The organism is Pseudomonas tumuqii, from assembly GCF_013184545.1.
GTDB classification, from domain to species: Bacteria; Pseudomonadota; Gammaproteobacteria; order Pseudomonadales; family Pseudomonadaceae; genus Aquipseudomonas; species Aquipseudomonas tumuqii.
In genome coordinates this window covers 453143-475913 of record NZ_JAAOJA010000002.1, presented here as the reverse complement: position 1 = coordinate 475913, position 22771 = coordinate 453143, and the positions used below count along the sequence as shown (strand labels likewise).

Below are 22771 nucleotides of genomic sequence, written 5' to 3'. Positions count from 1 at the left end.
TCAATATCCAGTTACACTGCGCGGCAAATTTCCCGCTCAACTTCAGCCCTGCCTGGCCGATGACAAGGCATAACCCCTAGGGACAAGCTCCTCATGCGCAATAATCAGCCCATCACCCAACGCGAACGCACCTTTGCGGCCCAGCAGCGCTTGATCTCCACCACCGATGCCAAAGGCCAGATCACCTATTGCAACGAAGCGTTCGTCGAAATCAGTGGCTTCAGCCACGACGAGTTGATGGGCGCACCACACAACCTGGTGCGTCACCCGGATGTGCCTGCGGCCGTGTTCGCCCACATGTGGAACACCCTGAAACAGGGCCGCCCCTGGATGGGTATCGTCAAGAACCGCAGCAAGAATGGCGATCACTACTGGGTCAATGCCTACGTCACCCCGGTACTGGAAAAAAACCAGGTGGTTGGCTACGAATCGGTGCGGATCAAGCCGACCGCCGAACAAGTGCGCCGCGCCGAAGCCCTGTACAAGCGAATCAACAGCGGCAAGTCCGCCATACCCAGCCGCGACCAGTGGCTGCCGACCCTGCAGAACTGGCTGCCCTTTATCCTGGTCAGCCAGATCGGTTTCCTTATCGGTACCTGGCTCGACACCAGCTGGGGCTTCGCCGTCGCCGCCCTGCTCTCGATACCGCTCGGGCTGGCTGGTCTCAACTGGCAGCAGCGCGGGATGAAACGCCTGCTGCAATTGGCCGATCAAACCACCTCCGACCCACTGATCGCGCAGATGTACACCGACAGCCGGGGCGCCCAGGGCCGCCTGGAAATGTCCATCCTCGGTCAAGACGCACGCCTGAAGACCTGCCTGACGCGCCTACAGGACAGCGCCGAGAACCTGGCCAAACAGGCCAAACAGGCCGAGACCCTGGCCCACAGCAGCTCGGCCGGCCTGGATCGCCAACGCCAGGAAACCGAACAGGTCGCCACCGCGGTCAACCAAATGGCCGCCACCACCCTGGAAGTCGCCAGCAACGTCGCCCGCACCGCCATCGCCACCCAGGAAGCCAATCGCCTGACCAGCGAAGGCCGCACCATCACCGCGGAAACCCGCGCTGCTATCCAGCGCCTCTCGCAGTCGGTCGGTGACACCGGCGAAACCGTCACCCGTCTGGCCCAGGACAGCAACGAAATCGGCGGCGTGGTCGATGTGATCAAAGGCATCGCCGACCAGACCAACCTGCTCGCCCTCAACGCCGCCATCGAAGCTGCCCGCGCCGGTGAAATGGGCCGCGGTTTCGCCGTTGTCGCCGACGAAGTCCGCTCGCTGGCACAACGCACCACCGAATCCACCGGGCAGATTCACCAACTGATCGCCAAGCTGCAGCGCACCGCCGAAGAAGCCGTGATGACCATGGAAATCGGCCGCAAGCAAGCCGATGAAGGTGTCGAGCGCGTACAACAAGCCGACCTGGCCCTCGCCGGGATCAGCGACGCGGTGTCCAATATCGCCGACATGGCTGACCAGATCGCCGCCGCTGCCGAAGAACAAAGCTCGGTCGCCGACGAAATCAACCGCAACATCACCAACATCGCCCAACTGTCCGACCAGACCTCCAGCGAAGCGCAAAGCTCCGCGGTGCTCAGCGAAGCACTTACCGCAACGGCGCAAGGGCAGTACTCGCTGGTCGAACGCTTCAACCGCTAAACGCATAAAGGGCGCCCGAGCAGACTCGGCGCGCCCGGCAGAAGCCAGCTTGTGACTCATATGGATGTGGGAAAGGCAGTAAACGGTAGGCGCCTCCATGGATAGGGAGGTAGTAAAAATGCCGGGAGCATTTTCGGGAACGGCTACTGCCTGGCGATCCCGCAACCCCGTCGCGCCCCCTTGATCGCAAGGACGCCGATACGCAACAAGCCGGCCGTCATAGTCACCTGGCATCCAGGTAGCCCGTGGGTTCAGCCCTACAACACTTGGCGCGACTGCCAGTTGTCATCATCTATGAGCAATGGTGTATAACATCTTCGCAGCGTAACCACCCACCATATATATAAACGCGTTATTACAGCAGTTGACGCCCTGTTTATTACAGTACAACTTTTCCATCCAGCGCCGATGCCACCCTTGAAAGCAACTTACCGAGGATAACGCATTTGGCAAACCGGGCATCTCTCATCAGTCTAACCCGGCGCACTTGGACTCTTCCTACAAGTAGCACTGCGGCCCTTCAATCGTGGCCTGATAATAATTTAACCCTACGGGTGGCGCAAATAACTCAAGGCGCTAACTTTGTCTTTGGCCAGCACATCAGGCAAACGCCACGACCCAGGAAGTATCAGGGTTGGTTCTACTTTGCTCCTTGCAAGAAAGAATCCAACCGGATCCTTTCTTGCGATTGTGCTTTCGCACTAGATGTTTCATATCTTACGGAGCAGGTTCTGCAACCACATTCTGCTGCAACGTAACTGCCGTATGCGCTAACAGCCTGCCGTTAACCGTCGTGCCGGTCTTGATGGTAATACCTTTTGCAGCGAGTATGACGCCTTCGAAGTGAGCATTCGTTCCGAGGGCTACGCTAGTACCACCACCGACCTGCCAGTAGATATTCTTGGCCTGTGCACCACCGGCCAAGACAATACGACTGCTGTCAGCCTGGGTAAGATCGCCCGCTATCTGGAATATCCAGACATCATTCGGACCACCCGACAGGGTGACATCAGTGGAGATCAATACATTCGAACTCCACTTGTAAAGGCCAGGGTACAGTGTCTTGCCGCTGATATCGCCGGCGTGCAGTTCAGTATGATCGGGCAATGTTCTGCCAGCGGCATCTGCGTAGGCGGTTCCCATGTCCAGTACTGCGTTGGCTACCCGTGTATTGTCAGGTGCTGTACCAGCAAAGCAGGTGACATCGCCGCTGCCTATATAGGCAGCATCAGCGCCGTAGATCGTGCCTGTTATTTCTGCACAGCTAACATTACCCATCGCCGCAGCCGTAATTGGGCTAGCACCTATGTTGCCGGTGATATTGGAGGCTGGGACATTGGTAATTCCTGTCTTTGACAGAATTACCAAATCCCCAGCGCTTCTCAGGTCCACTGCGGCGGGTCCAGAGGCAACGGCGGCGCCTGTGGTAAAGGTCCAGACATAGTCGTCTGCCAGTGCATTTGCAGGAACCGCGAGATCGCTAACAGCGGTTTTCAGCGTGGCCGTATAGACAGTATTGGCTGCAAGATTGTCTGTCGGTTTGAAGGTTACTGTTGAACCGCCGTAGATCACAGCGCCTGCAACGGGCGTTGTGCCATCGGTCAGCGTAAAGCTGGTGGGGTTGACGGTGACGGGGTCCAGCGTCTCATTAAACTCAGCGCTGATGCTGCCGTTGCGCGCAAAGCCTTTGACACTACTCACCGGATTTGTGGAACTTACAATCGGCGCGTCAGTGTCTATAGCCGCGGCGCTGGTAAAGGACCAGGCATGCGCGCTTGCCAGTGCCACACCCGATGTGTTTTTTGCAGCAGTGGTCACTGTGGCGGTGTATAGGGTGTTGGATCCGAAATGACTGCTCGGCTTGAAAATTGCCGTGCGGCTTGCGCGATCAAGACTTACAGCGCCGATTACCGCGGCCTCTCCAGGGGCGGTCACCGTGAAGCTGTACCCGTTGATTGTTGAAACGTCCATCGCCTCACTGAAAGTAGCGGTGAGCTTGTGGTTGATTGGCAGCGGGGTGACAGTGCCGCCAGGGTACGTTGATCTTGCAGTGGGCGCCCCGCCACTTGCCTCAGCGTGGCATGCTGCCGCATAGGTGCCCAACAGGAATATAGCAACCCATAACGATTGACTGGAGGTCTTGTTACTTGCATTCATTTGTTTGGCCCATTAATTTTTTTGATTGCAGATAATTATGACGTGCAATCATTAGCTGACCAGCGATGCATACTGGCCAATGGATTTTCTTTTATACATACCGCAGCTCAATACACCAAACGTATCACCACAGGATAAATCAGCTGTATATCGCGATGCCCACGCTTCAGTCGGGGGCGATTATGCGCTCAAATACTGTAAATAGGTGTGGCCCATGCAGCCTCATTTCCACCTGCCTCATCGCGAGGGCTTGCATGATCGCCTATGCAAAAATACGCATGGACGGAATATCCATCTTTCATGACCTGAAGAGGAATCGACTCTTCAGGACAGACAGAGGATGAATCGGTGATTGCACAAGGCCATGTAACGCGGCAAAGCCCGTTGCATATTCAGAGCGCTATCGAAAGCAGCTACTGAAAAAGCAGCGTTTAATTTTCAAATAAAAACCTCAACCCTGACCCACTCACCCTATCTGAGTCTATCTCTTATCCTCGTTTATTATTTAAGACTGTGCAAATGAAGAGTTTTTGGCATAAGTAAAGTACGTATGGGTTTCTCAGCTCTCAACGCGACCTCATTCATGATTTCTTGATCAAGCAGCCTTGCTGCGCACCTGCAAGAAGCGTTCACAGCCCTCTCGCCAGCATTAATCAGGCCACCTGAATTCAGGGCTACGTGCCGCCCCTGATGCCTATACTGTCAGCATGCATGCTGGCAACAACACAGAGGCATGGAGTCCGGTTATTGGCCATATGCTCATGATGGCGGTAACGCTGCCAATTGATGACCTTAGTGCTATTCCAGCGGGGAGGAACGGCAGGTGCAATGCCATGCAAACTCTCGACCGGGCTCTGCTCAACGATATCCTTCCCGCCAAAGCGTTCCAGAGAATGTCCGCATTCGGCGCCCTCTCGGACGAATTCGTCGACCACGTGCTGGCGGAGGGTGAGTTGCTCGGATTGACGGAGGGCGAGCAGCTCTACCATCAAGGAGAACGCGCAGATTGCTTCTATGTCGTCCTGAAGGGATGCCTGGAGGTTTATCAGGACACCGCGACGGGCCGGGAGGTCATCCACACGACCTGCGAGGGGGAAAGCATCGGTTTTGCCGCGATGCTGGCGATGCGCCCCAGGCTGTTCAGCAGCGTTGCGACCGGCGAATGCATAGTGCTGAAAATTCCCTGTCAGGTCTTGGCCAGCCTGCCGGAACTGGATGGCGAACAGTTCGGGATCTTTTTCATCAACCTGTCCCGGGACATGAGTCGCTTTATGGGTGATTGCATTCAGCGACTGCCTGCTGCCAACACCTAGCGACAACCGGGAAAGCCCTGCTACTTACAATTAAATCTATATATTTTTCAACTGCTTAGTCCTATACCTTGCAGCAGCCAGGCCGTAGTCCAGCCGGGACCAACAACCCTGACGCAAATCCGCAACGAGCTGGAACCGATCAAATTTCAGGCACAAAAAAGGGCGACCGCAGTCGCCCTTTTTCTGGATTAACCGAACTTAGTTCTGTTTTTCCATTTGTGCACGGAGCAGATCACCAATGGTGGTCGGACCGGAAGCTTCAACTTCCTGCTTGCGCATTTCCTTGATGGCTTCTTTCTCGTCTTCAACGTCTTTCGACTTGACCGACAAGCTGATTACGCGGCTCTTGCGATCAACGCTGATGATCTTGGCTTCTACTTCTTCGCCTTCTTTCAGCACGTTACGCGCATCTTCAACGCGGTCACGGCTGATTTCGGAGGCTTTCAGTGTGGCTTCGATACCATCGGCCAGGGTGATGATCGCGCCCTTGGCGTCAACTTCTTTAACGATGCCGCGCACGATGGTGCCTTTATCGTTAACAGCAACGTAGTCGGAGAACGGATCTTCTTCCAGCTGCTTGATGCCGAGGGAAATGCGCTCACGCTCCGGATCAACGGAGAGGATAACGGTTTCCAGCTCGTCGCCCTTCTTGAAGCGGCGTACAGCTTCTTCGCCCACTTCGTTCCAGGAGATGTCGGACAGGTGAACGAGGCCGTCGATGCCGCCATCCAGACCAATGAAGATACCGAAATCGGTGATCGACTTGATGGTGCCGGAGATCTTGTCGCCCTTGTTGAACTGACCGGAGAAATCTTCCCATGGGTTAGTTTTGCACTGCTTGATACCCAGGGAGATACGACGACGCTCTTCGTCGATATCCAGAACCTGAACTTCCACTTCGTCGCCAACCTGTACGACTTTGGACGGGTGGATGTTCTTGTTGGTCCAATCCATTTCGGATACGTGCACCAGGCCTTCCACGCCCTCTTCCAGCTCTGCGAAGCAGCCGTAGTCGGTCAGGTTGGTTACGCGTGCATTGACGCGGGTGCCTTCCGGGTAACGAGCCTTGATAGCAACCCATGGGTCTTCGCCCAGCTGCTTCAGGCCCAGGGAAACGCGGTTACGCTCGCGATCGTACTTGAGTACCTTGACATCGATCTCGTCGCCAACGTTGACGATCTCGGACGGGTGCTTGATACGCTTCCAGGCCATGTCGGTGATGTGCAGCAGGCCATCGACGCCGCCCAGATCGACGAATGCGCCGTAATCCGTGAGGTTCTTGACGATACCCTTGACTTGCTGACCTTCCTGCAGGGATTCCAGCAGAGCTTCGCGCTCGGCGCTGTTCTCGGCTTCCAGCACGCTGCGGCGGGAAACGACAACGTTGTTGCGCTTCTGGTCCAGCTTGATGACTTTGAATTCGAGTTCTTTGCCTTCCAGGTGAGTGGTATCACGCACCGGACGGACATCGACCAAGGAACCTGGGAGGAACGCACGGATGCCGTTAACGTCGACAGTGAAGCCGCCTTTAACCTTACCGTTGATAACGCCCTTGACCACTTCCTCAGCGGCGAAAGCTGCTTCCAGAACAATCCAGCACTCGGCACGCTTGGCTTTTTCGCGGGACAGCTTGGTTTCACCAAAGCCATCTTCAACCGCGTCCAGCGCAACGTGAACTTCGTCACCGACCTTGATGGTCAGCTCGCCAGCGTCGTTGTGGAACTGCTCCAGCGGGATGAGGCCTTCCGACTTCAAACCAGCGTGAACGGTTACCCAACCAGCTTGGTAATCGATGTCGACGATGATAGCGGTGATGATTGAGCCAGCCTGAAGGTTCAGGGTTTTTAGGCTTTCTTCAAACAGTTCAGCAAAGCTTTCGCTCATTTTAATTCCTGTTGATTCAGGGCGGGGAATCCGCCCAAACCACATTCCAGACAATGTGGGTACGTTCATATAAAAAGAGGCCTACGGGTCTAGGACTGGATTCCCGCACGCCTCCTTGTGAGCTAACCGACTTAAGCAGCCGGGGCTCTTGTTATCCGGCGAGATCGCGATTGGCGACCTCACTCAGAATACGTTCCATTACCTGCTCGATGGAGAGTTCGGTGGAATCCAGCTGGATCGCATCGGCTGCCGGTTTGAGCGGAGCCACTGCACGCTGGGTATCGCGTTCATCACGCGCCCGAATCTCGTCGAGAAGACTCGCGAGATTAACATCATCGCCCTTGGCCTTCAACTGCAAGTAACGTCGCCGAGCACGTTCCTCGGCGCTGGCGGTCAGAAAAATCTTCAGCGGTGCGTCAGGAAACACCACGGTGCCCATATCGCGACCATCGGCAACCAACCCGGGCATTTCCTGAAATGCCCGCTGACGCTGGAGCAAGGCCTCGCGCACCGCGGGCAACGATGCCACCTGCGAGGCACCGGCACCAATCCCCTCATTGCGGATGGCATCGGTGACCTCCTCGCCCTCGAGAATGATCCGCTGACCCTGCCCCTGAGCGCCGGCGAGGAACTGCACATCCAGGTGCGCGGCCAGCACCTTCATGGCCTCTTCATTGGTCAGATCGACACCATGATTGCGCGCGGCAAAGGCCAGCAAACGATACAGGGCGCCGGAATCCAGCAGATTCCAGCCCAGTTTCTGCGCCAACAAGCCGGCGATCGTGCCCTTGCCCGAACCGCTTGGGCCATCGATCGCGACTATCGGTGCCAGAGCGGTCATGACTTGGCCTCCTCAGTCACGCGGATACCGACCTGCGCCGCCAGGGCCAGGAAGTTCGGGAACGAGGTCGCAACGTTGGCGCAATCATGAATCCGGATCGGTGCCGTAGCGCGCAGCGATGCCACGCTGAAGGCCATGGCGATACGGTGATCACCATGACTCCAGACCTCGCCACCACCCATGCTACCGCCATCGATGATGATGCCGTCCGGCGTCGGCTCTACCTTGACGCCCAGTGCCAGCAGACCATCGGCCATGACCTGGATGCGGTCGGATTCCTTGACCCGCAGCTCCTCGGCACCGCGCAGCACGGTACGCCCTGCGGCACACGCAGCCGCCACGAACAGCACGGGAAATTCATCGATGGCCAATGGCACCAAATGTTCCGGAATGTCGATGCCGTGCAGTTTAGCGCTGCGCACGCGAATGTCCGCCACCGGCTCGCCGCCCACGACACGCTGATTCTCCAGGCTGATATCGCCGCCCATCAGCTTGAGGATGTCGATCACCCCGGTGCGCGTCGGGTTGATGCCGACGTGTTCGAGCAGCAGCTCGGAATCTTCGGCAATGCTGGCGGCGACCAGGAAGAAAGCCGCCGAGGAAATATCCGCCGGGACCTCGATGTGGCTAGCCGTCAATTTGTGGCCCGACTCTACGCTGGCCGTGCTGCCGTCGACCGCCACCGGATAACCGAAGCCGCGCAACATGCGCTCGGTATGGTCGCGAGTCGGTGCCGGCTCGGTCACCGAGGTCTGCCCCGTCGCATACAAGCCGGCCAGCAGCAGGCAGGATTTCACCTGGGCACTGGCCATCGGCATTTCATAATGCATCCCGCTCAAACGCTGTTCGCCACGAATGGTCAACGGTGGCCGCCCTTCCGGGCCGGTTTCAATCACCGCACCCATCTCGCGCAGCGGTTTGGCCACCCGATTCATCGGCCGCTTGGACAACGACGCATCGCCGGTCAGGGTAGTGTCGAACGATTGCCCGGCCAGCAAGCCGGCGAGCAGACGCATGGAAGTGCCCGAATTGCCCAGGTAGATAGGCCCGGGGGGCGCCTGCAAACCGTGCAGGCCAACCCCATGAATGGTCACCCGGCCATGGTGCGGGCCTTCGATGACCACACCCATGTCGCGGAAGGCCTGCAGGGTTGCCAAGGCATCCTCACCCTCGAGAAAACCTTCGACCTCGGTAGTACCTTCGGCCAGCGAACCCAGCATTATCGAGCGGTGCGAGATGGACTTGTCGCCCGGCACGCGAATCCGCCCAGACAGTTTGCCACCGGGGTTAGCCAGAAAAATCAGATCATTCGAGTGCATAGCGTCCACATAGGCCCGTCGGGCTAGAATTTTGCTGAAATGTTCGCGGGCCACACGAGCGCGGGTAAACACCCCCAGCAACTGATGGCCATCCCCAGCGTCGACCGCATCGCGCAAGGCGTCGAGGTCGCCGCGAAATAGATCCAGGGTATGCAACACGGCCTCGCGATTGGCGAGAAAGATGTCGTGCCACATCACCGGGTCACTGCCGGCAATCCGCGTGAAATCGCGAAACCCGCCAGCGGCATAACGGAAAATCTCCAGATTCTCGCTGCGCTTGGCCAGCGAGTCGACCAGACCAAACGCCAGTAAATGGGGCAGATGGCTGGTCGCGGCGAGCACCTGATCATGGTGTTCGACCTGCATATGCTCGACCTTGGCCCCCAGCTCGCGCCAGAGCCGGTCGACCAGCTGCAGCGCCTGCGGATCGGTTTGCGCAAGCGGCGTCAGGATCACCTTATGCCGGCAGAACAGCTCGGCATTGGCTGCCTCCACCCCGCTCTGCTCGGAACCGGCAATCGGGTGCCCCGGCACAAAACGCGCAGGCATCTCGCCGAAGGCCAGATGCGCGGCGCGCACCACATTGCCCTTGGCGCTGCCGACATCGGTGAGTACCGCATCGCCCAGGTCGAGCTTGGCCAGCTCCACCAGCAGTTTCTCCATAGCCAGGATCGGCACCGCCAGCTGGATCACCTCGGCCCCCTGACAGGCGGCAGCCAACTGCTCTTCGCAGCGATCGACCACCCCCAACTCGACGGCCAGGCGGCGCGACTGCGGATCGAGATCGACCCCCACCACTTCCCGGCACAGGCCGCGCTCACGCAAACCCTTGGCGAACGAACCACCGATCAAACCGAGACCGATCACCACCAGGCGGCCGATCATAGGCTTGCCGGGTTGCGCCTTGGTGACAGCGCGTTTCGCTTCGCTCACGCGCCCAGCACCCTGGCCAGTGCCTCGAGGAAACGCTCATTCTCTTCGGGCAAACCGATGGAGACTCGCAGGTAGGTCGGCATGCCGTAATTGGCCACCGGCCGCACGATCACGCCTTCGCGCAGTAGCGCCTGATAAAGCGGCATGGAATCGCGACCGAGGTCGACGGCAATGAAGTTGCCCTTGGACGGGATCCAGGCCAACCCCAGCGCCAGAAACCCCGCTTCCAGCTGCGCCATACCGACAGCGTTGACCCGACGACTTTGCGCCAGGTACTCGGCATCATCAAACGCCGCACAGGCGGCGGCCAAGGCCAGGCTATTGACGTTGAAGGGCTGACGCACGCGGTTGAGCACATCGGCAATCTGCGCCGAACTGATGGCGTAACCGACGCGCAACGCCGCCAGACCATAGGCCTTGGAGAAGGTGCGCGAGACCAGCAGATTCTCATGTTTGGCCAGATATTCCAGGCCATCCGGCAGCTCATCGCCTTCGGCGTACTCGATGTAGGCTTCGTCGAGCACCACCAGCACATTTTCCGGCACACGGGCGAGGAAATCGCTCAACGCCTGCGGACCGAACCAGGTGCCGGTCGGGTTGTTCGGATTGGCGATGAACACCACCCGGGTATTGGCGTCGATGGCGGCCAGCATGGCCTGCAGATCGTGGCCATGGTCTTTGGCTGGCACCACCCTGCCTTGCGCACCGACCGCCTGAGTGGCGATCGGGTAGACGGCAAAGGCATGCTCGCTGAACACCGAATTCAGACCGGGCGCCAGATAGGCCCGCGCCACCAGCTCAAGAATATCGTTGGAGCCGTTACCCAGGGTGACCTGGCCGGGCTGAACGCCGCAGCGCTCGGCCAGCAGGCTTTTCAGGGCGAAGCCGTTGCCATCGGGGTAACGGGTCAGCTCGGCCAGCCCACCGCGAATCGCCTCCAGCGCCTTGGGGCTGGGACCCAGCGGATTCTCGTTGCTGGCCAGTTTGACGATGGTGGCTGGATCCAGATCCAGCTCGCGGGCCAACTCATCCACCGGTTTACCCGGCACATAGGGCGACAGTTTCTGCACCCCTGGCTGGGCCAGGGCAAGGAAATCGGTCATACATAAACCTCAAGCTTCACGCGGCAAGCTGCAAGAAAAAGCCGAGCGGATCCGCGAGTGGCTTGAGGCTTGAAACTTGCCGCTGCTATTTAAAGTACCGCCTTCGGATACGACCCCAATACTTTCAGCGCCACGGCTTCCTGATTGATCTTCTCCAGCACATCCTTGATCAACGGATCGCGATGATGGCCGACGAAGTCGATGAAGAACACATAGGTCCACTTGCCGCTGCGCGAGGGGCGGGTTTCGATGCGGGTCAGGTCGATGCCGTTGTTATGGAACGGCACCAGCAACTCATGCAGGGCGCCCGGCTTGTTGCGCATGGAGACGATGATCGAGGTCTTGTCGTCGCCGGTCGGCGGCACTTCCTGGCTGCCGATGATCAAGAACCGCGTGGAGTTGTCCGGGCGGTCCTCGATCTTTTCCGCCAGCTTGGTCAAGCCATACAGACTGGCCGCCATGTCGCCGGCAATCGCCGCACTGTTCCACTCGCTCTTCACTCGTTTGGCCGCATCGGCATTGCTCGACACCGCCACCCGCTCGACGTTCGGGTAATGCGCATCCAGCCACTTGCGGCACTGGGCCAGGGACTGGGCATGGGAGTAGATGCGAGTGATCTTGTCGACCTTGGTGGTTTCACCGACCAGCAGATGATGGTGGATGCGCAGCTCGACTTCGCCGCAGATCACCATGTCGTGCTCGAGGAAACTGTCCAGGGTGTGGTTGATCGCGCCTTCGGTGGAGTTCTCCACCGGCACCACACCGAAGTTGACCGCACCGGCGGCTACCTCGCGGAACACTTCGTCGATGGCGGCCATGGGCACGCTGATCACCGCGTGACCGAAATGCTTCATCGCCGCGGCTTGGGAGAAGGTGCCTTCCGGACCGAGGTAAGCGACCTTCAGCGGGTTCTCCAGAGCCAGGCAGGACGACATGATCTCGCGGAACAAGCGCGCCATTTCCTCATTGCCCAGCGGCCCCTGGTTACGCTCCATGATGCGCTTGAGCACCTGGGCTTCGCGCTCGGGGCGGTAGAACACCGGCTTCTCGCCCACCGGCAGGGCCTTCATCTTGACCCGCGCCACCTCTTCGGCGCAGCGCGCACGGTCGCTGATCAGCTCGAGGATTTTCTCGTCCAGGCTGTCGATGCGCAGGCGCAGGGCTTGCAGTTCTTGTTCGGACATCTGCTCAGACATCAGCCGTGTTCCTTCTCGAATTCCGCCATGTAAGCGACCAGCGCCTCAACGGCATCCAGACCCACGGCGTTATAGATGGAGGCACGCATGCCGCCGACCGAACGATGCCCCTTCAGATTGAGCAGGCTGCGGGCCTCTGCACCGGCGAGGAACGGCTTGTCCAGACGCTCATCCGCCAGGCGGAAGGGCACGTTCATCCAGGAGCGGGCGCTGAGCGCAATCGGGTTGCTGTACAGCTCGCTGCTGTCGATGGCGCCGTAGAGCAGTTCTTTCTTGGCGCGGTTGCGCTGCTCCATGGCCGCGACACCGCCCTGCTCCTTCAACCACTCGAACACCAGGCCGGAGAGGTACCAGGAAAAGGTCGCCGGGGTGTTGTACATCGAGCCGTTGTCGGCAGCGACCTTGTAGTTGAGCATGGTCGGGCAGACGCTACGGGCGCGGCCGAGCAGGTCTTCACGGACGATGACGACAACCAGACCGGAGGGACCGATATTCTTCTGCGCGCCGGCGTAGATCAGACCGAATTTCGACACGTCGATGGGCCGCGAGAGAATGTCCGAGGACATGTCCGCCACCAGCGGTACATCGCCCACGTCGGGAATCCAGTCGAACTCCAGGCCGCCGATGGTCTCGTTCGGCGTGTAGTGCAGGTAGGCGGCGTCTTTCGACAGTTGCCAGTCGTTCTGCCCGGGAATGGCGAAGTAGTCGTAAGGCTTGGCGCTGGCGGCGACGTTGATGGTGCCGTAGCGACTGGCCTCCTCGATGCTCTTCTTCGACCAGATACCGGTGTCGATATAGTCGGCGACACCGTCTTCCGGCAACAGATTAAGCGGAATCTCGGCGAACTGCTGGCTGGCACCGCCCTGCAGGAACAGCACTTTATAGTCGGAGGAAATGCCGAGCAGGTCGCGCAGGTCCTGCTCGGCCTTTGCCGCAAGGGCCATGTAGTCATCGCTGCGGTGGCTCATCTCCATCACCGACAGGCCTTTACCCTGCCAGTCGAGGAGTTCCGCCTGGGCGCGTTGCAGAACAGCTTCAGGAAGCGCGGCCGGGCCGGCGCAGAAGTTATAGGCTCGCTTGCTCACATCCACTCTCGCTCAAATGTTGGACGACTGACCACTGCCGGCCAGTCGTCGAATCCAACGCTGCAATGAGCGAGGCTCAGCCTCGCTCACACAGATCACTCTTCGCTGGCTGGACTCTCGTCAGCGGCAGCATCCGAAGCTTCGACAGCATCGTCACCCAGCACTTCGTCACCTTCAAGCAGTTCGTCGCCCTCCTCTTCGGATGGCTCCTGCACACGCTCGAGACCGACCAGCTTCTCATCCTTGGCCAACTTGATCAGGGTCACGCCCTGGGTATTGCGGCCGAGACTGGAGACTTCGCCAACGCGGGTACGCACCAGGGTCCCCTGGTCGGAAATCAGCATGATTTCCTCGCCGTCGAGCACCTGCACAGCGCCAACCAGCTTGCCGTTACGCTCGTTGCTGACCATGGCGATCACGCCCTGGCCACCGCGCTTGTACTCGGGGAACTCGTCGATTGCGGTGCGTTTGCCGAAGCCACGCTCGGAGGCAGTCAGAATCTCACTGCCCTCTTCCGGGATCAGCATGGAAATCAGCTTCTGCCCTTCCGGCAGACGCATGCCGCGCACACCGCGGGCGGTACGGCCCATGGCACGCACGTCGGTTTCCTTGAAGCGGGTGACCTTGCCACCATCGGAGAACAGCATGACTTCGCGGCTGCCATCGGTGACGGCGGCGGAAATCAGGGTATCGCCCTCGTCGAGGCCCAGGGCGATCAAGCCGACACTGCGCGGACGGCTGAACTGGGTCAGCGGGGTTTTCTTCACGGTACCGTTGGCGGTGGCCATGAAAATGAACGGCCCCTTGGCTTCCGGTGTGCCTTCGACATCATCGAGCACGCCTTCGATATCGTCTGCATCGTCCTGCTTGCCTTTGGCGGCAATTTCAACCGGCAACATGGTGGTGATGTATTCACCCTCACTCAACGGCAACAGGTTGACCAGCGGACGACCACGGGCCGCGCGCGAAGCTTCCGGAATTTCATAGGTTTTCAGCCAGTACACCTTGCCCTTGCTGGAGAACAGCAGCAGCGTGGTGTGGCTGTTGGCGACCAGCAGGTGAGCGATGTAGTCCTCATCCTTGATGCCGGTGGCCGACTTGCCTTTACCGCCGCGGCGCTGGGCCTGATAAGCGCTCAACGGCTGCGATTTGGCGTAACCGGTGTGGGAGATGGTCACCACCCGCTCTTCTTCGGTGATCAAGTCACCCAGGGTCAGATCCAGGCGGGCATCGAGAATCTCGGTGCGCCGGGCATCGCCGAACTCGGCCTTGATCGCTTCCAGCTCTTCGCGAATCACTTCCATCAGGCGCACGGCGCTGGTGAGGATGCGGATCAGCTCGCCGATCTGGGTGAGAATTTCCTGGTATTCGGCCAGCAGCTTCTCGTGCTCCAGACCGGTCAGGCGGTGCAGGCGCAACTCCAGGATGGCCTGGGCCTGTTCCGGCGACAGATAGTACTTGCCGTCACGCAGCCCGTACTGCGGTTCGAGGGTTTCCGGACGGCAGGAATCGGCGCCGGCGCGCTCGACCATGGCTTCCACCGCAGTCGATTCCCAGGCGGTGGAAATCAGCGCTTCCTTGGCTTCGGCCGGGGTAGGCGAAGCCTTGATCAGGGCGATCACCGGATCGATGTTGGACAGCGCAACCGCCTGACCCTCGAGGATGTGCCCACGCTCACGCGCCTTGCGCAGTTCGAACACGGTGCGCCGGGTGACCACTTCACGCCGATGGAGGACGAAGGCTTCGAGCATGTCCTTGAGATTGAGGACTTTCGGCTGGCCGTCGATCAGTGCCACGACGTTGATGCCGAACACGCTCTGCATCTGGGTCTGGGCGTAGAGGTTGTTGAGCACCACTTCCGGTACTTCGCCGCGGCGCAACTCGATGACGATGCGCATGCCGTCCTTGTCGGACTCGTCACGCAGCTCGGTGATGCCTTCGAGCTTCTTCTCTTTAACCAGCTCGGCGATCTTCTCGATCAGCCGCGCCTTGTTCAGCTGGTACGGCAGCTCGCTGACGATGATCTGCTGGCGACCGCCGACCTTGTCGATGTCTTCGATGATCGCCCGTGCGCGCATATAAATGCGCCCACGGCCGGTGCGATAGGCCTCGATGATGCCGGCACGGCCGTTGATGATCGCCGCTGTCGGGAAGTCCGGCCCCGGGATGTACTGCATCAGTTCATCGACCGTCAGCTCGGGGTTGTCGATCAGCGCCAGGCAGCCGTTGATCACTTCCGTGAGGTTGTGCGGCGGAATGTTGGTGGCCATGCCCACGGCGATACCGCTGGAACCGTTGACCAACAGGTTGGGCACCTTGGTCGGCATCACCGCCGGAATCATCTCGGTGCCGTCGTAGTTCGGCACCCAGTCGACGGTTTCCTTGTGCAAATCGGCCAGCAGCTCATGGGCCAGCTTGGTCATGCGTACTTCGGTGTATCGCATGGCGGCGGCGTTGTCGCCGTCCACCGAACCGAAGTTGCCCTGACCGTCGACCAGCAAGTAGCGCAGGGAGAATGGCTGAGCCATACGGACGATGGTGTCGTACACCGCGGTATCACCATGCGGGTGGTACTTACCGATCACGTCACCGACCACACGGGCGGACTTCTTGTATGCCTTGTTCCAGTCGTTGCCCAACTCACTCATTGCAAAGAGCACCCGACGGTGCACGGGCTTCAAGCCATCGCGCGCATCCGGCAGGGCACGCCCGACGATTACGCTCATCGCGTAGTCGAGGTAGGACTGCTTCAGTTCGTCTTCGATATTGACCGGGAGGATTTCTTTGGCCAGTTCGCCCATGAGTAGCCTGGTTCCTTTTTCTGGTGATACTCCGCGTCATTCATCCCGAACGAGGCGAAGCGTGCCGCGCGGCCCTAGGCCAGCAGCGACTCACGACAAATCAATGAGTTATGCCATGTATCTGCGCAGTTAAGGCGACCGTTGCCAGCGCCCCTGAAAACGGCCGGATATTACCACAACCGGCGCCCCACACCTATCCCCAGCCAGCCGCCGCCACAACACCCACCAAGCAGCTGCGACAAGTTCAATGCAGACGCTTGCGGCACATCAGCTTGGTCATTTTCGCCAGGTCCGGCCGCTCGACCACGCCCTTCTCGGTCACGATGAAATCGATCAGGTCGGCCGGCGTCACATCGAACACCGGATTGAGTGCATCCACCCCCGCCGCCACTCGCTGCCCATTGACCTCGAGCAACTCACTGGCATCACGCTCCTCGAGCGGGATGTCATCGCCACTCTCCAGCGCCATGTCGATGGTCGAACTCGGCGCCACCACCATGAAGCGCACGCCGTGGTGCATGGCATTGACCGCCAACTGGTAAGTGCCGATCTTGTTCGCTACATCGCCATTGGCGGCAATCCGGTCGGCACCGACGATGACCCAGGTGATACCGCGGGTCTTCATCAGGTGCGCGGCGGCCGAATCGACATTCAGGCAAACCGGGACGCCTTCGCCGGCCAACTCCCAGGCGGTCAGGCGCGAGCCTTGCAACCAAGGCCGGGTCTCGTCGACATACACGCGCTCGACCAACCCCTCCAGATAGGCCGCGCGAATCACCCCCAGCGCCGTACCGAAGCCGCCAGTGGCCAAGGCACCGGCATTGCAGTGGGTCAGCAGATTCTGCTGATTGCCCTGATGCTTGCGAATCAGGTCGACACCGAGCTGCGCCATGGTCAGATTGGCTTCACGATCGCTCAGATGGATGCCCAGCGCCTCGCTCTCCAGCAGCGCCACCGGATCGTCACCTTCCTTAATACGCGCCACGCGCTCGCGCATTCGATTGAGCGCCCAGAACAGATTGACGGCGGTCGGTCGCGAGTCGGCCAGCGCTTTAAAGTCCGCCTCCAGGGCCACACGCCAGTCGCCACCCTCGGCCACCCGCGCGCGCGCGCCGAGCACCACGCCATAGGCCGCACTGATACCGATGGCCGGCGCCCCGCGCACTATCATCAGGCGAATCGCCTCGGCCACGGCCACGGCCGAATGACAGGCATGCCAGGTCTCCTCGAACGGCAACACACGCTGATCGAGCAGGTGCAGAGCGCCATCGCGCCAAGCAATGGCCTGAACCTTCTCTGCCGCTAGCAATTGCTCGCGCATGACACACCCCACCCCCGGAAAAGCCGATCATTATACCCAGAGAAGCAGGCGGCAAGCTGCAAGCGAATCAGCGCCCCCCCCCCCGGAACGGGCCAGCTCACTCACAGCCTGAAACTTATGGCATGGCGCTACGCCGCTTCAAGCGCACGACGAACCCCTATAAACTCGGGGCTCTCAGATACCCGCAGGAAGTCCCAGGCATGCCGGCAACCCCTCTCGACCTTCTCCTACTCCCAACCTGGCTGGTGCCGATCGAGCCGGCGGGAGTGGTGCTGCACGAGCATGGCCTGGGCATCCGCGACGGACGCATCGCCCTGATCGCGCCGCGCGCCGAAGCGCTCAAGCACAAGGCACTGGAAGTCCGTGAACTGCCCGGCCGACTGCTGACACCGGGACTGGTCAATGCCCATGGCCATGCCGCCATGAGCCTGTTTCGCGGCATGGCCGATGAGCTGCCGCTGAACAACTGGCTGGAACAGCATATCTGGCCAGCCGAGGCCAAGTGGGTTGATGAGCATTTCGTCCTGGACGGCACCGAACTGGCCATCGCCGAACAACTCAAGGGCGGCATCACCTGCTTTTCGGACATGTACTTCTTTCCCGAAGTGGCCAGCGAGATAGTGCACAAGAGCGGCATTCGCGCCCAGATAACCATTCCGGTACTGGATTTTCCCATTCCCGGCGCCCGCGATGCCGACGAAGCATTACGCAAAGGGCTGGCCCTGTTCGATGACCTCAAGCATCACCCGCGCCTGAGCGTTGCCTTCGGCCCCCACGCTCCCTATACGGTGAGCGACGACAAGCTGGAAAACATCCGCATACTCGCCGAGGAACTGGACGCCGGCATCCATATGCATGTGCATGAAACCGCCTTCGAGGTGCAGCAGAGTCTGCAACAGCATGGCGAACGACCGCTGGCGCGATTGGCGCGGCTCGGCCTGCTCGGCCCGCGCTTCCAGGCCGTGCACATGACCCAGATCGATGATGACGATCTGGTCCTGCTGGTGGCCAGCAACAGCAGCGTGATCCATTGCCCGGAGTCCAATCTCAAGCTGGCCTGCGGCTTCTGTCCGGTAGAAAAGCTCTGGCAAGCCGGAGTCAATGTGGCCATCGGCACCGACGGCGCCGCCAGCAACAACGACCTGGATCTACTCGGCGAAACCCGCACGGCCGCCTTGCTGGCCAAAGCCGTGGCCGGCTCGGCCAGCGCCCTGGATGCACATCGCGCACTGCGCATGGCAACCCTGAATGGCGCGCGCGCCCTCGGCCTGGACGCCCAGATCGGTTCGCTGGAGCCGGGCAAGGCCGCCGATCTGGTGGTATTCAACCTGAACGGCCTGGCCCAGCAGCCGATCTACGACCCGGTTTCGCAACTGATCTATACCTGTAACCGCGACTGCGTCGAGGATGTCTGGGTCGGCGGCAAGCACCTGCTCGACAGCGGCCGGCTGATGCGCCTGGACGAACAGCGGATCATTGCCAACGCCCGCGCCTGGGGAACGAAGATCGCCCGGCGATAACATGCGCAACACCGGCCGGAAGGGCTTGCGGGAGAGGATTTAGCCGCGACTGGTCAAATGAGATGCCAGCTCATCGCGGCTAAAGCCCCTCCCACCAACACCAACAGTGCGACAAACTGACATATATCGGGTGGTCGATAGACACCCACTCCAGGCTACGAAACTGGCAACATGGACACATTCAACCCAGGCTTGCCATTTACAGCTTCACCCAGGGATATCTATGAGCAACGTCGATCACGCCGAAATCGCCAAATTCGAAGCCCTCGCCCACCGCTGGTGGGATCGCGAAAGCGAATTCAAACCCCTGCACGACATCAATCCACTGCGGGTCAACTGGATTGAAGAGCGCGTCAGCCTGGCCGGCAAGAAGGTGCTCGACATCGGCTGCGGCGGCGGCATTCTCAGCGAAGCCATGGCCCAGCGCGGTGCAGAGGTAACCGGCATCGACATGGGCGAAGCGCCCCTGGCCGTGGCCCAGTTGCACCAACTGGAATCCGGCGTCTCGGTGGAGTATCGGCAGATCACCGCCGAAGCCCTGGCCGCGGAAATGCCCGAGCAGTTCGACGTGGTCACCTGCCTGGAAATGCTCGAACACGTCCCCGACCCGGCCTCGGTGATCCGCGCCTGCCACACCCTGGTCAAACCCGGCGGCCAGGTGTTCTTCTCCACCATCAACCGCAACCCCAAGGCTTATATGTTCGCGGTGATTGGCGCGGAATACCTGTTGCGCCTGCTGCCGCGCGGCACCCATGACTTCAAGAAGTTCATCCGCCCCTCGGAACTGGGCGCCTGGAGCCGCGACGCCGGCCTGCAGGTCAAGGACATCATCGGCCTGACCTACAACCCGCTGACCAAACACTACAAACTGCAAGCGGATGTCGACGTCAACTACATGATCCAGACGCTCAAGGAGGCCTGATGCGTTTGCGCGCAGTTCTTTTCGATATGGATGGCACTCTGCTCGACAGTGCCCCGGACTTTATTGCCATCTGCCAGGCGATGCGCGCCGAACGCGGCTTGGCGGCCGTGGATGACAAGCTGATCCGCGATCAGATTTCCGGCGGCGCCCGCGCCATGGTTGCCGCAAGCTTCGCCATGGATCCGCTGGCCGAGCAGTTCGAGGCGCTGCGCCTGGAGTTTCTCGAACGCTATCAGGACCACTGCGCAGTGCTGACCCGCCCTTTCGACGGCATCCATGAACTGCTCGCCGATATCGAGCAGGCCAAGCTGATCTGGGGCGTGGTGACCAACAAGCCGCTGCGCTTCGCCGAACCGATCATGCAGCAACTCGGCCTGGCCGAACGCTCCGCCATTCTGATCTGCCCGGATCATGTGACCAACAGCAAACCCGACCCAGAGCCGATGATTCTTGCCTGCAACCAGTTGGGCCTGGATCCGGCCAGCGTCCTGTTCGTCGGCGACGACCTGCGCGACATAGAGTCGGGACGCGCCGCCGGCACCAGAACCGCGGCGGTGACCTATGGCTATATTCACCCGGACGACAACCCGAGAAACTGGGGCGCCGACGTGGTAGTCGACCACCCCCTGGAACTGCGCACGGTACTCGAACGGGCGCTGTGCCGCTGCTGAGCGAGTACAACGTACAGCTCTGAGGCTTGGCGTTATCGAGTATCGCTCACAAGGGGGGGGCTTCGCCGGGCGAACCCCACCTACCCATCAATATTCAGCCGTGCAACTTGTCGCTTATGGCTTGCAGCTTGCCGCTCTCCGAAGGAGTCCCCATGTTCCAATATTCTGCCCGCCCCGACCTGCTCAAGGATCGGGTGATTCTGGTCACCGGCGCCGGCCGCGGGATTGGCGCTGCCGCCGCGCAGACCTTTGCCGCCCATGGGGCGACCGTACTACTGCTGGGCAAGACCGAAGAAAACCTCAGCAGGGTCTACGACGCCATCGAGGCCGCCGGCTATCCGCAGCCCGCGGTGATCCCGTTCAACCTGGAAACCGCCCTGCCACACCAGTACGACGAACTGGCAGCAATGATCGAGCGCGAATTCGGCAAACTTGATGGCCTGCTGCACAACGCCTCTATCGTCGGCCCGCGCACACCGCTGGAGCAGCTCTCCGGCGATAATTTCATGCGCGTGATGCAGGTCAACGTCAACGCCACCTTTATGCTCACCAGCACCCTGCTGCCGCTACTGAAACTCTCCAGCGACGCCTCGGTGGTATTCACCTCAAGCAGCGTCGGCCGCAAAGGCCGCGCCTACTGGGGCGCCTACGCGGTCTCCAAGTTCGCCACAGAGGGCTTGATGCAAGTGCTGGCCGATGAAGTCGACGGCGTGGCTCCGGTACGGGCCAACAGCATCAACCCGGGCGCAACCCGTACCGATATGCGCGCCCAGGCTTATCCAGGGGAAAACCCGGCGAACAACCCGCTGCCCGAGGCAATAATGCCGGTCTATCTGTACCTGATGGGCCCAGACAGCAGCGGCGTCAATGGCCAGGCATTCGACGCCCAGTAAGGCGCGCAACCACTGGTTGAAGCGGCAGAAAAATGGCAATACATCCACAGGCCGGCAACAGCTTGCCGGCCGACCAGGCAAGGAAATTGCCGATACTGGCCATTTGCCGCAAAAAAACAGCGTAAGTGACTGACTTCAAATAATTTTCATATTTTCTGAACCCTCTGGCATGAAAATCGCTCTATAGCCAGTGTTGCCGCATTAATGCGCTAGAGGCTCAGCATTTATGGTTACTCCCAGCCAGACCAACACCATCGATTTCGATACGGCCAAGCTTCAGCGCCTGGGTTTTTCCGGCAATCGCGCGCCTTCCCTGCACCCGGTCAGCCTGGCGCAACTGCGTCAGCAACTCAGCATGCAACTGCAGACCAGCCTGGATGCCGAGCGCATCCTCAAACTGTTCTTCACTGCCGTGCAAAGCCTGGTGCCGCTCAATGCCCTGACCTATCAACAGCCAACCGCTGACCTGCGTCTGGAACTGGGCGAACGCGCCAGCCACTCGGCCGGTTACCGGCTGAGCCATGAGGGCGAATACCTTGGCGAGCTGGTTTTCCGCCGCCAGCAGCGCTTCAGCGACGAGGAACTCGGCCAACTGGAGTCCCTGCTGGCCAGCTTGCTGTTCCCGCTACGCAATGCCCTGCTCTACCGCGCGGCAGTCCAGAGCGCACTGCGTGATCCGCTGACCAATACCGGCAACCGCATCGCCATGGATCAGATTCTGCAGCGTGAAATCGATCTGGCGCGACGCAATCAGCAACCACTCTCGCTGCTGATGCTCGACCTCGACCATTTCAAGCGGATCAACGACAACCACGGCCATAGCGTCGGCGACGAGGTATTGATCGACGTTGCCGCCACCCTGAAAAACCAGTTGCGTAATGTCGATATGGTGTTTCGCTACGGCGGCGAAGAGTTTCTCGTATTGCTTTCGGGAACCTGCCGCGAAGCCGCCGCCATGGTCGGCGAGCGCCTGCGTCATGCCGTGCAAGAGTTGCAATGCCTGGCCCAAGGCCGACCGATCGAGGTCTCCATCAGCCTCGGCTGCGCCAGCCTGCTGGCGGGCGAGTCGGCGGAAAGCCTGTTGCGCCGCGCCGATAGCGCACTCTATGTAGCCAAGCGCGATGGACGCAATCGCCTGAGCATGGCCGGCTAA

The 22771-nt window shown here is 60.1% G+C and carries 16 protein-coding genes; 7 read left to right on the top strand and 9 right to left on the bottom strand.

The window, feature by feature from the left end; translation table 11 throughout:
• The first annotated feature begins 93 nt into the window (after nucleotides 1-93).
• Nucleotides 94-1659 carry a methyl-accepting chemotaxis protein gene (locus G9C89_RS06065; protein ID WP_172146105.1) on the top strand — a complete coding sequence of 522 codons (1566 nt, stop codon included), beginning with the start codon at nucleotides 94-96 and terminating at the stop codon, nucleotides 1657-1659.
• 717 nt (nucleotides 1660-2376) lie between these two features.
• Here G9C89_RS06065 and G9C89_RS06060 read toward each other — a convergent pair.
• On the bottom strand, nucleotides 2377-3816 hold the full coding sequence (locus G9C89_RS06060) for an ice-binding family protein (protein ID WP_172146102.1): 1440 nt from the start codon (nucleotides 3814-3816) through the stop codon (nucleotides 2377-2379).
• A gap of 833 nt (nucleotides 3817-4649) precedes the next feature.
• Between G9C89_RS06060 and G9C89_RS06055 the strand changes: the two genes are divergently transcribed.
• Nucleotides 4650-5129, top strand: coding sequence for a cyclic nucleotide-binding domain-containing protein (locus tag G9C89_RS06055; RefSeq protein WP_172146099.1), 480 nt, complete (start codon nucleotides 4650-4652; stop codon nucleotides 5127-5129).
• A gap of 198 nt (nucleotides 5130-5327) precedes the next feature.
• Here G9C89_RS06055 and rpsA read toward each other — a convergent pair whose 3' ends face one another.
• The 8 genes from rpsA to mtnA all read right to left on the bottom strand — a co-directional run bounded on the left by rpsA (nucleotide 5328) and on the right by mtnA (nucleotide 17612).
• Complete coding sequence (gene rpsA, locus G9C89_RS06050) at nucleotides 5328-7013, bottom strand: 30S ribosomal protein S1 (protein WP_172146096.1); 1686 nt, start codon at nucleotides 7011-7013, stop codon at nucleotides 5328-5330.
• A 151-nt stretch (nucleotides 7014-7164) separates the two neighbouring features.
• Nucleotides 7165-7854, bottom strand: a complete 690-nt coding sequence (gene cmk / locus G9C89_RS06045; RefSeq protein WP_172146093.1) for a (d)CMP kinase — start codon at nucleotides 7852-7854, stop codon at nucleotides 7165-7167.
• Nucleotides 7851-10058 carry a bifunctional prephenate dehydrogenase/3-phosphoshikimate 1-carboxyvinyltransferase gene (locus tag G9C89_RS06040; RefSeq protein WP_172146433.1) on the bottom strand — a complete coding sequence of 736 codons (2208 nt, stop codon included), beginning with the start codon at nucleotides 10056-10058 and terminating at the stop codon, nucleotides 7851-7853. The genes cmk and G9C89_RS06040 overlap by 4 nt, the downstream gene beginning before the upstream one ends.
• 44 nt (nucleotides 10059-10102) lie before the next feature.
• A complete protein-coding gene (gene hisC, locus G9C89_RS06035; RefSeq protein WP_172146091.1) occupies nucleotides 10103-11209 on the bottom strand; it encodes a histidinol-phosphate transaminase in 1107 nt (368 codons plus the stop codon).
• 89 nt (nucleotides 11210-11298) lie between these two features.
• Nucleotides 11299-12393 carry a prephenate dehydratase gene (gene pheA, locus G9C89_RS06030; protein ID WP_172146431.1) on the bottom strand — a complete coding sequence of 365 codons (1095 nt, stop codon included), beginning with the start codon at nucleotides 12391-12393 and terminating at the stop codon, nucleotides 11299-11301.
• A gap of 11 nt (nucleotides 12394-12404) precedes the next feature.
• Nucleotides 12405-13490: a 3-phosphoserine/phosphohydroxythreonine transaminase gene (gene serC, locus G9C89_RS06025; RefSeq protein WP_172146089.1), complete on the bottom strand. Its 1086-nt coding sequence runs from the start codon at nucleotides 13488-13490 to the stop codon at nucleotides 12405-12407.
• Nucleotides 13491-13585: 95 nt separating this feature from the next.
• Nucleotides 13586-16291, bottom strand: coding sequence for a DNA gyrase subunit A (gene gyrA, locus G9C89_RS06020; protein ID WP_172146087.1), 2706 nt, complete (start codon nucleotides 16289-16291; stop codon nucleotides 13586-13588).
• A 244-nt stretch (nucleotides 16292-16535) separates the two neighbouring features.
• Nucleotides 16536-17612 (bottom strand): S-methyl-5-thioribose-1-phosphate isomerase, encoded by a 1077-nt coding sequence (gene mtnA / locus G9C89_RS06015; RefSeq protein ID WP_172146086.1) that lies wholly within the window; start codon nucleotides 17610-17612, stop codon nucleotides 16536-16538.
• Between the two features lie 200 nt (nucleotides 17613-17812).
• On the opposite strand from mtnA, the gene G9C89_RS06010 reads away from it, so the two are divergent.
• The 5 genes from G9C89_RS06010 to G9C89_RS05990 all read left to right on the top strand — a co-directional run bounded on the left by G9C89_RS06010 (nucleotide 17813) and on the right by G9C89_RS05990 (nucleotide 22771).
• Complete coding sequence (locus tag G9C89_RS06010; RefSeq protein WP_172146085.1) at nucleotides 17813-19132, top strand: TRZ/ATZ family hydrolase; 1320 nt, start codon at nucleotides 17813-17815, stop codon at nucleotides 19130-19132.
• 223 nt (nucleotides 19133-19355) lie between these two features.
• On the top strand, nucleotides 19356-20054 hold the full coding sequence (ubiG, locus tag G9C89_RS06005) for a bifunctional 2-polyprenyl-6-hydroxyphenol methylase/3-demethylubiquinol 3-O-methyltransferase UbiG (RefSeq protein WP_172146084.1): 699 nt from the start codon (nucleotides 19356-19358) through the stop codon (nucleotides 20052-20054).
• Nucleotides 20054-20725, top strand: coding sequence for an N-acetylmuramic acid 6-phosphate phosphatase MupP (gene mupP, locus G9C89_RS06000; protein ID WP_172146083.1), 672 nt, complete (start codon nucleotides 20054-20056; stop codon nucleotides 20723-20725). Before ubiG ends, mupP begins: the two co-directional genes overlap by 1 nt.
• 152 nt (nucleotides 20726-20877) lie before the next feature.
• Nucleotides 20878-21618, top strand: a complete 741-nt coding sequence (locus tag G9C89_RS05995; RefSeq protein WP_172146082.1) for a YciK family oxidoreductase — start codon at nucleotides 20878-20880, stop codon at nucleotides 21616-21618.
• A 226-nt stretch (nucleotides 21619-21844) separates the two neighbouring features.
• Nucleotides 21845-22771 (top strand): GGDEF domain-containing protein, encoded by a 927-nt coding sequence (locus G9C89_RS05990; RefSeq protein ID WP_172146081.1) that lies wholly within the window; start codon nucleotides 21845-21847, stop codon nucleotides 22769-22771.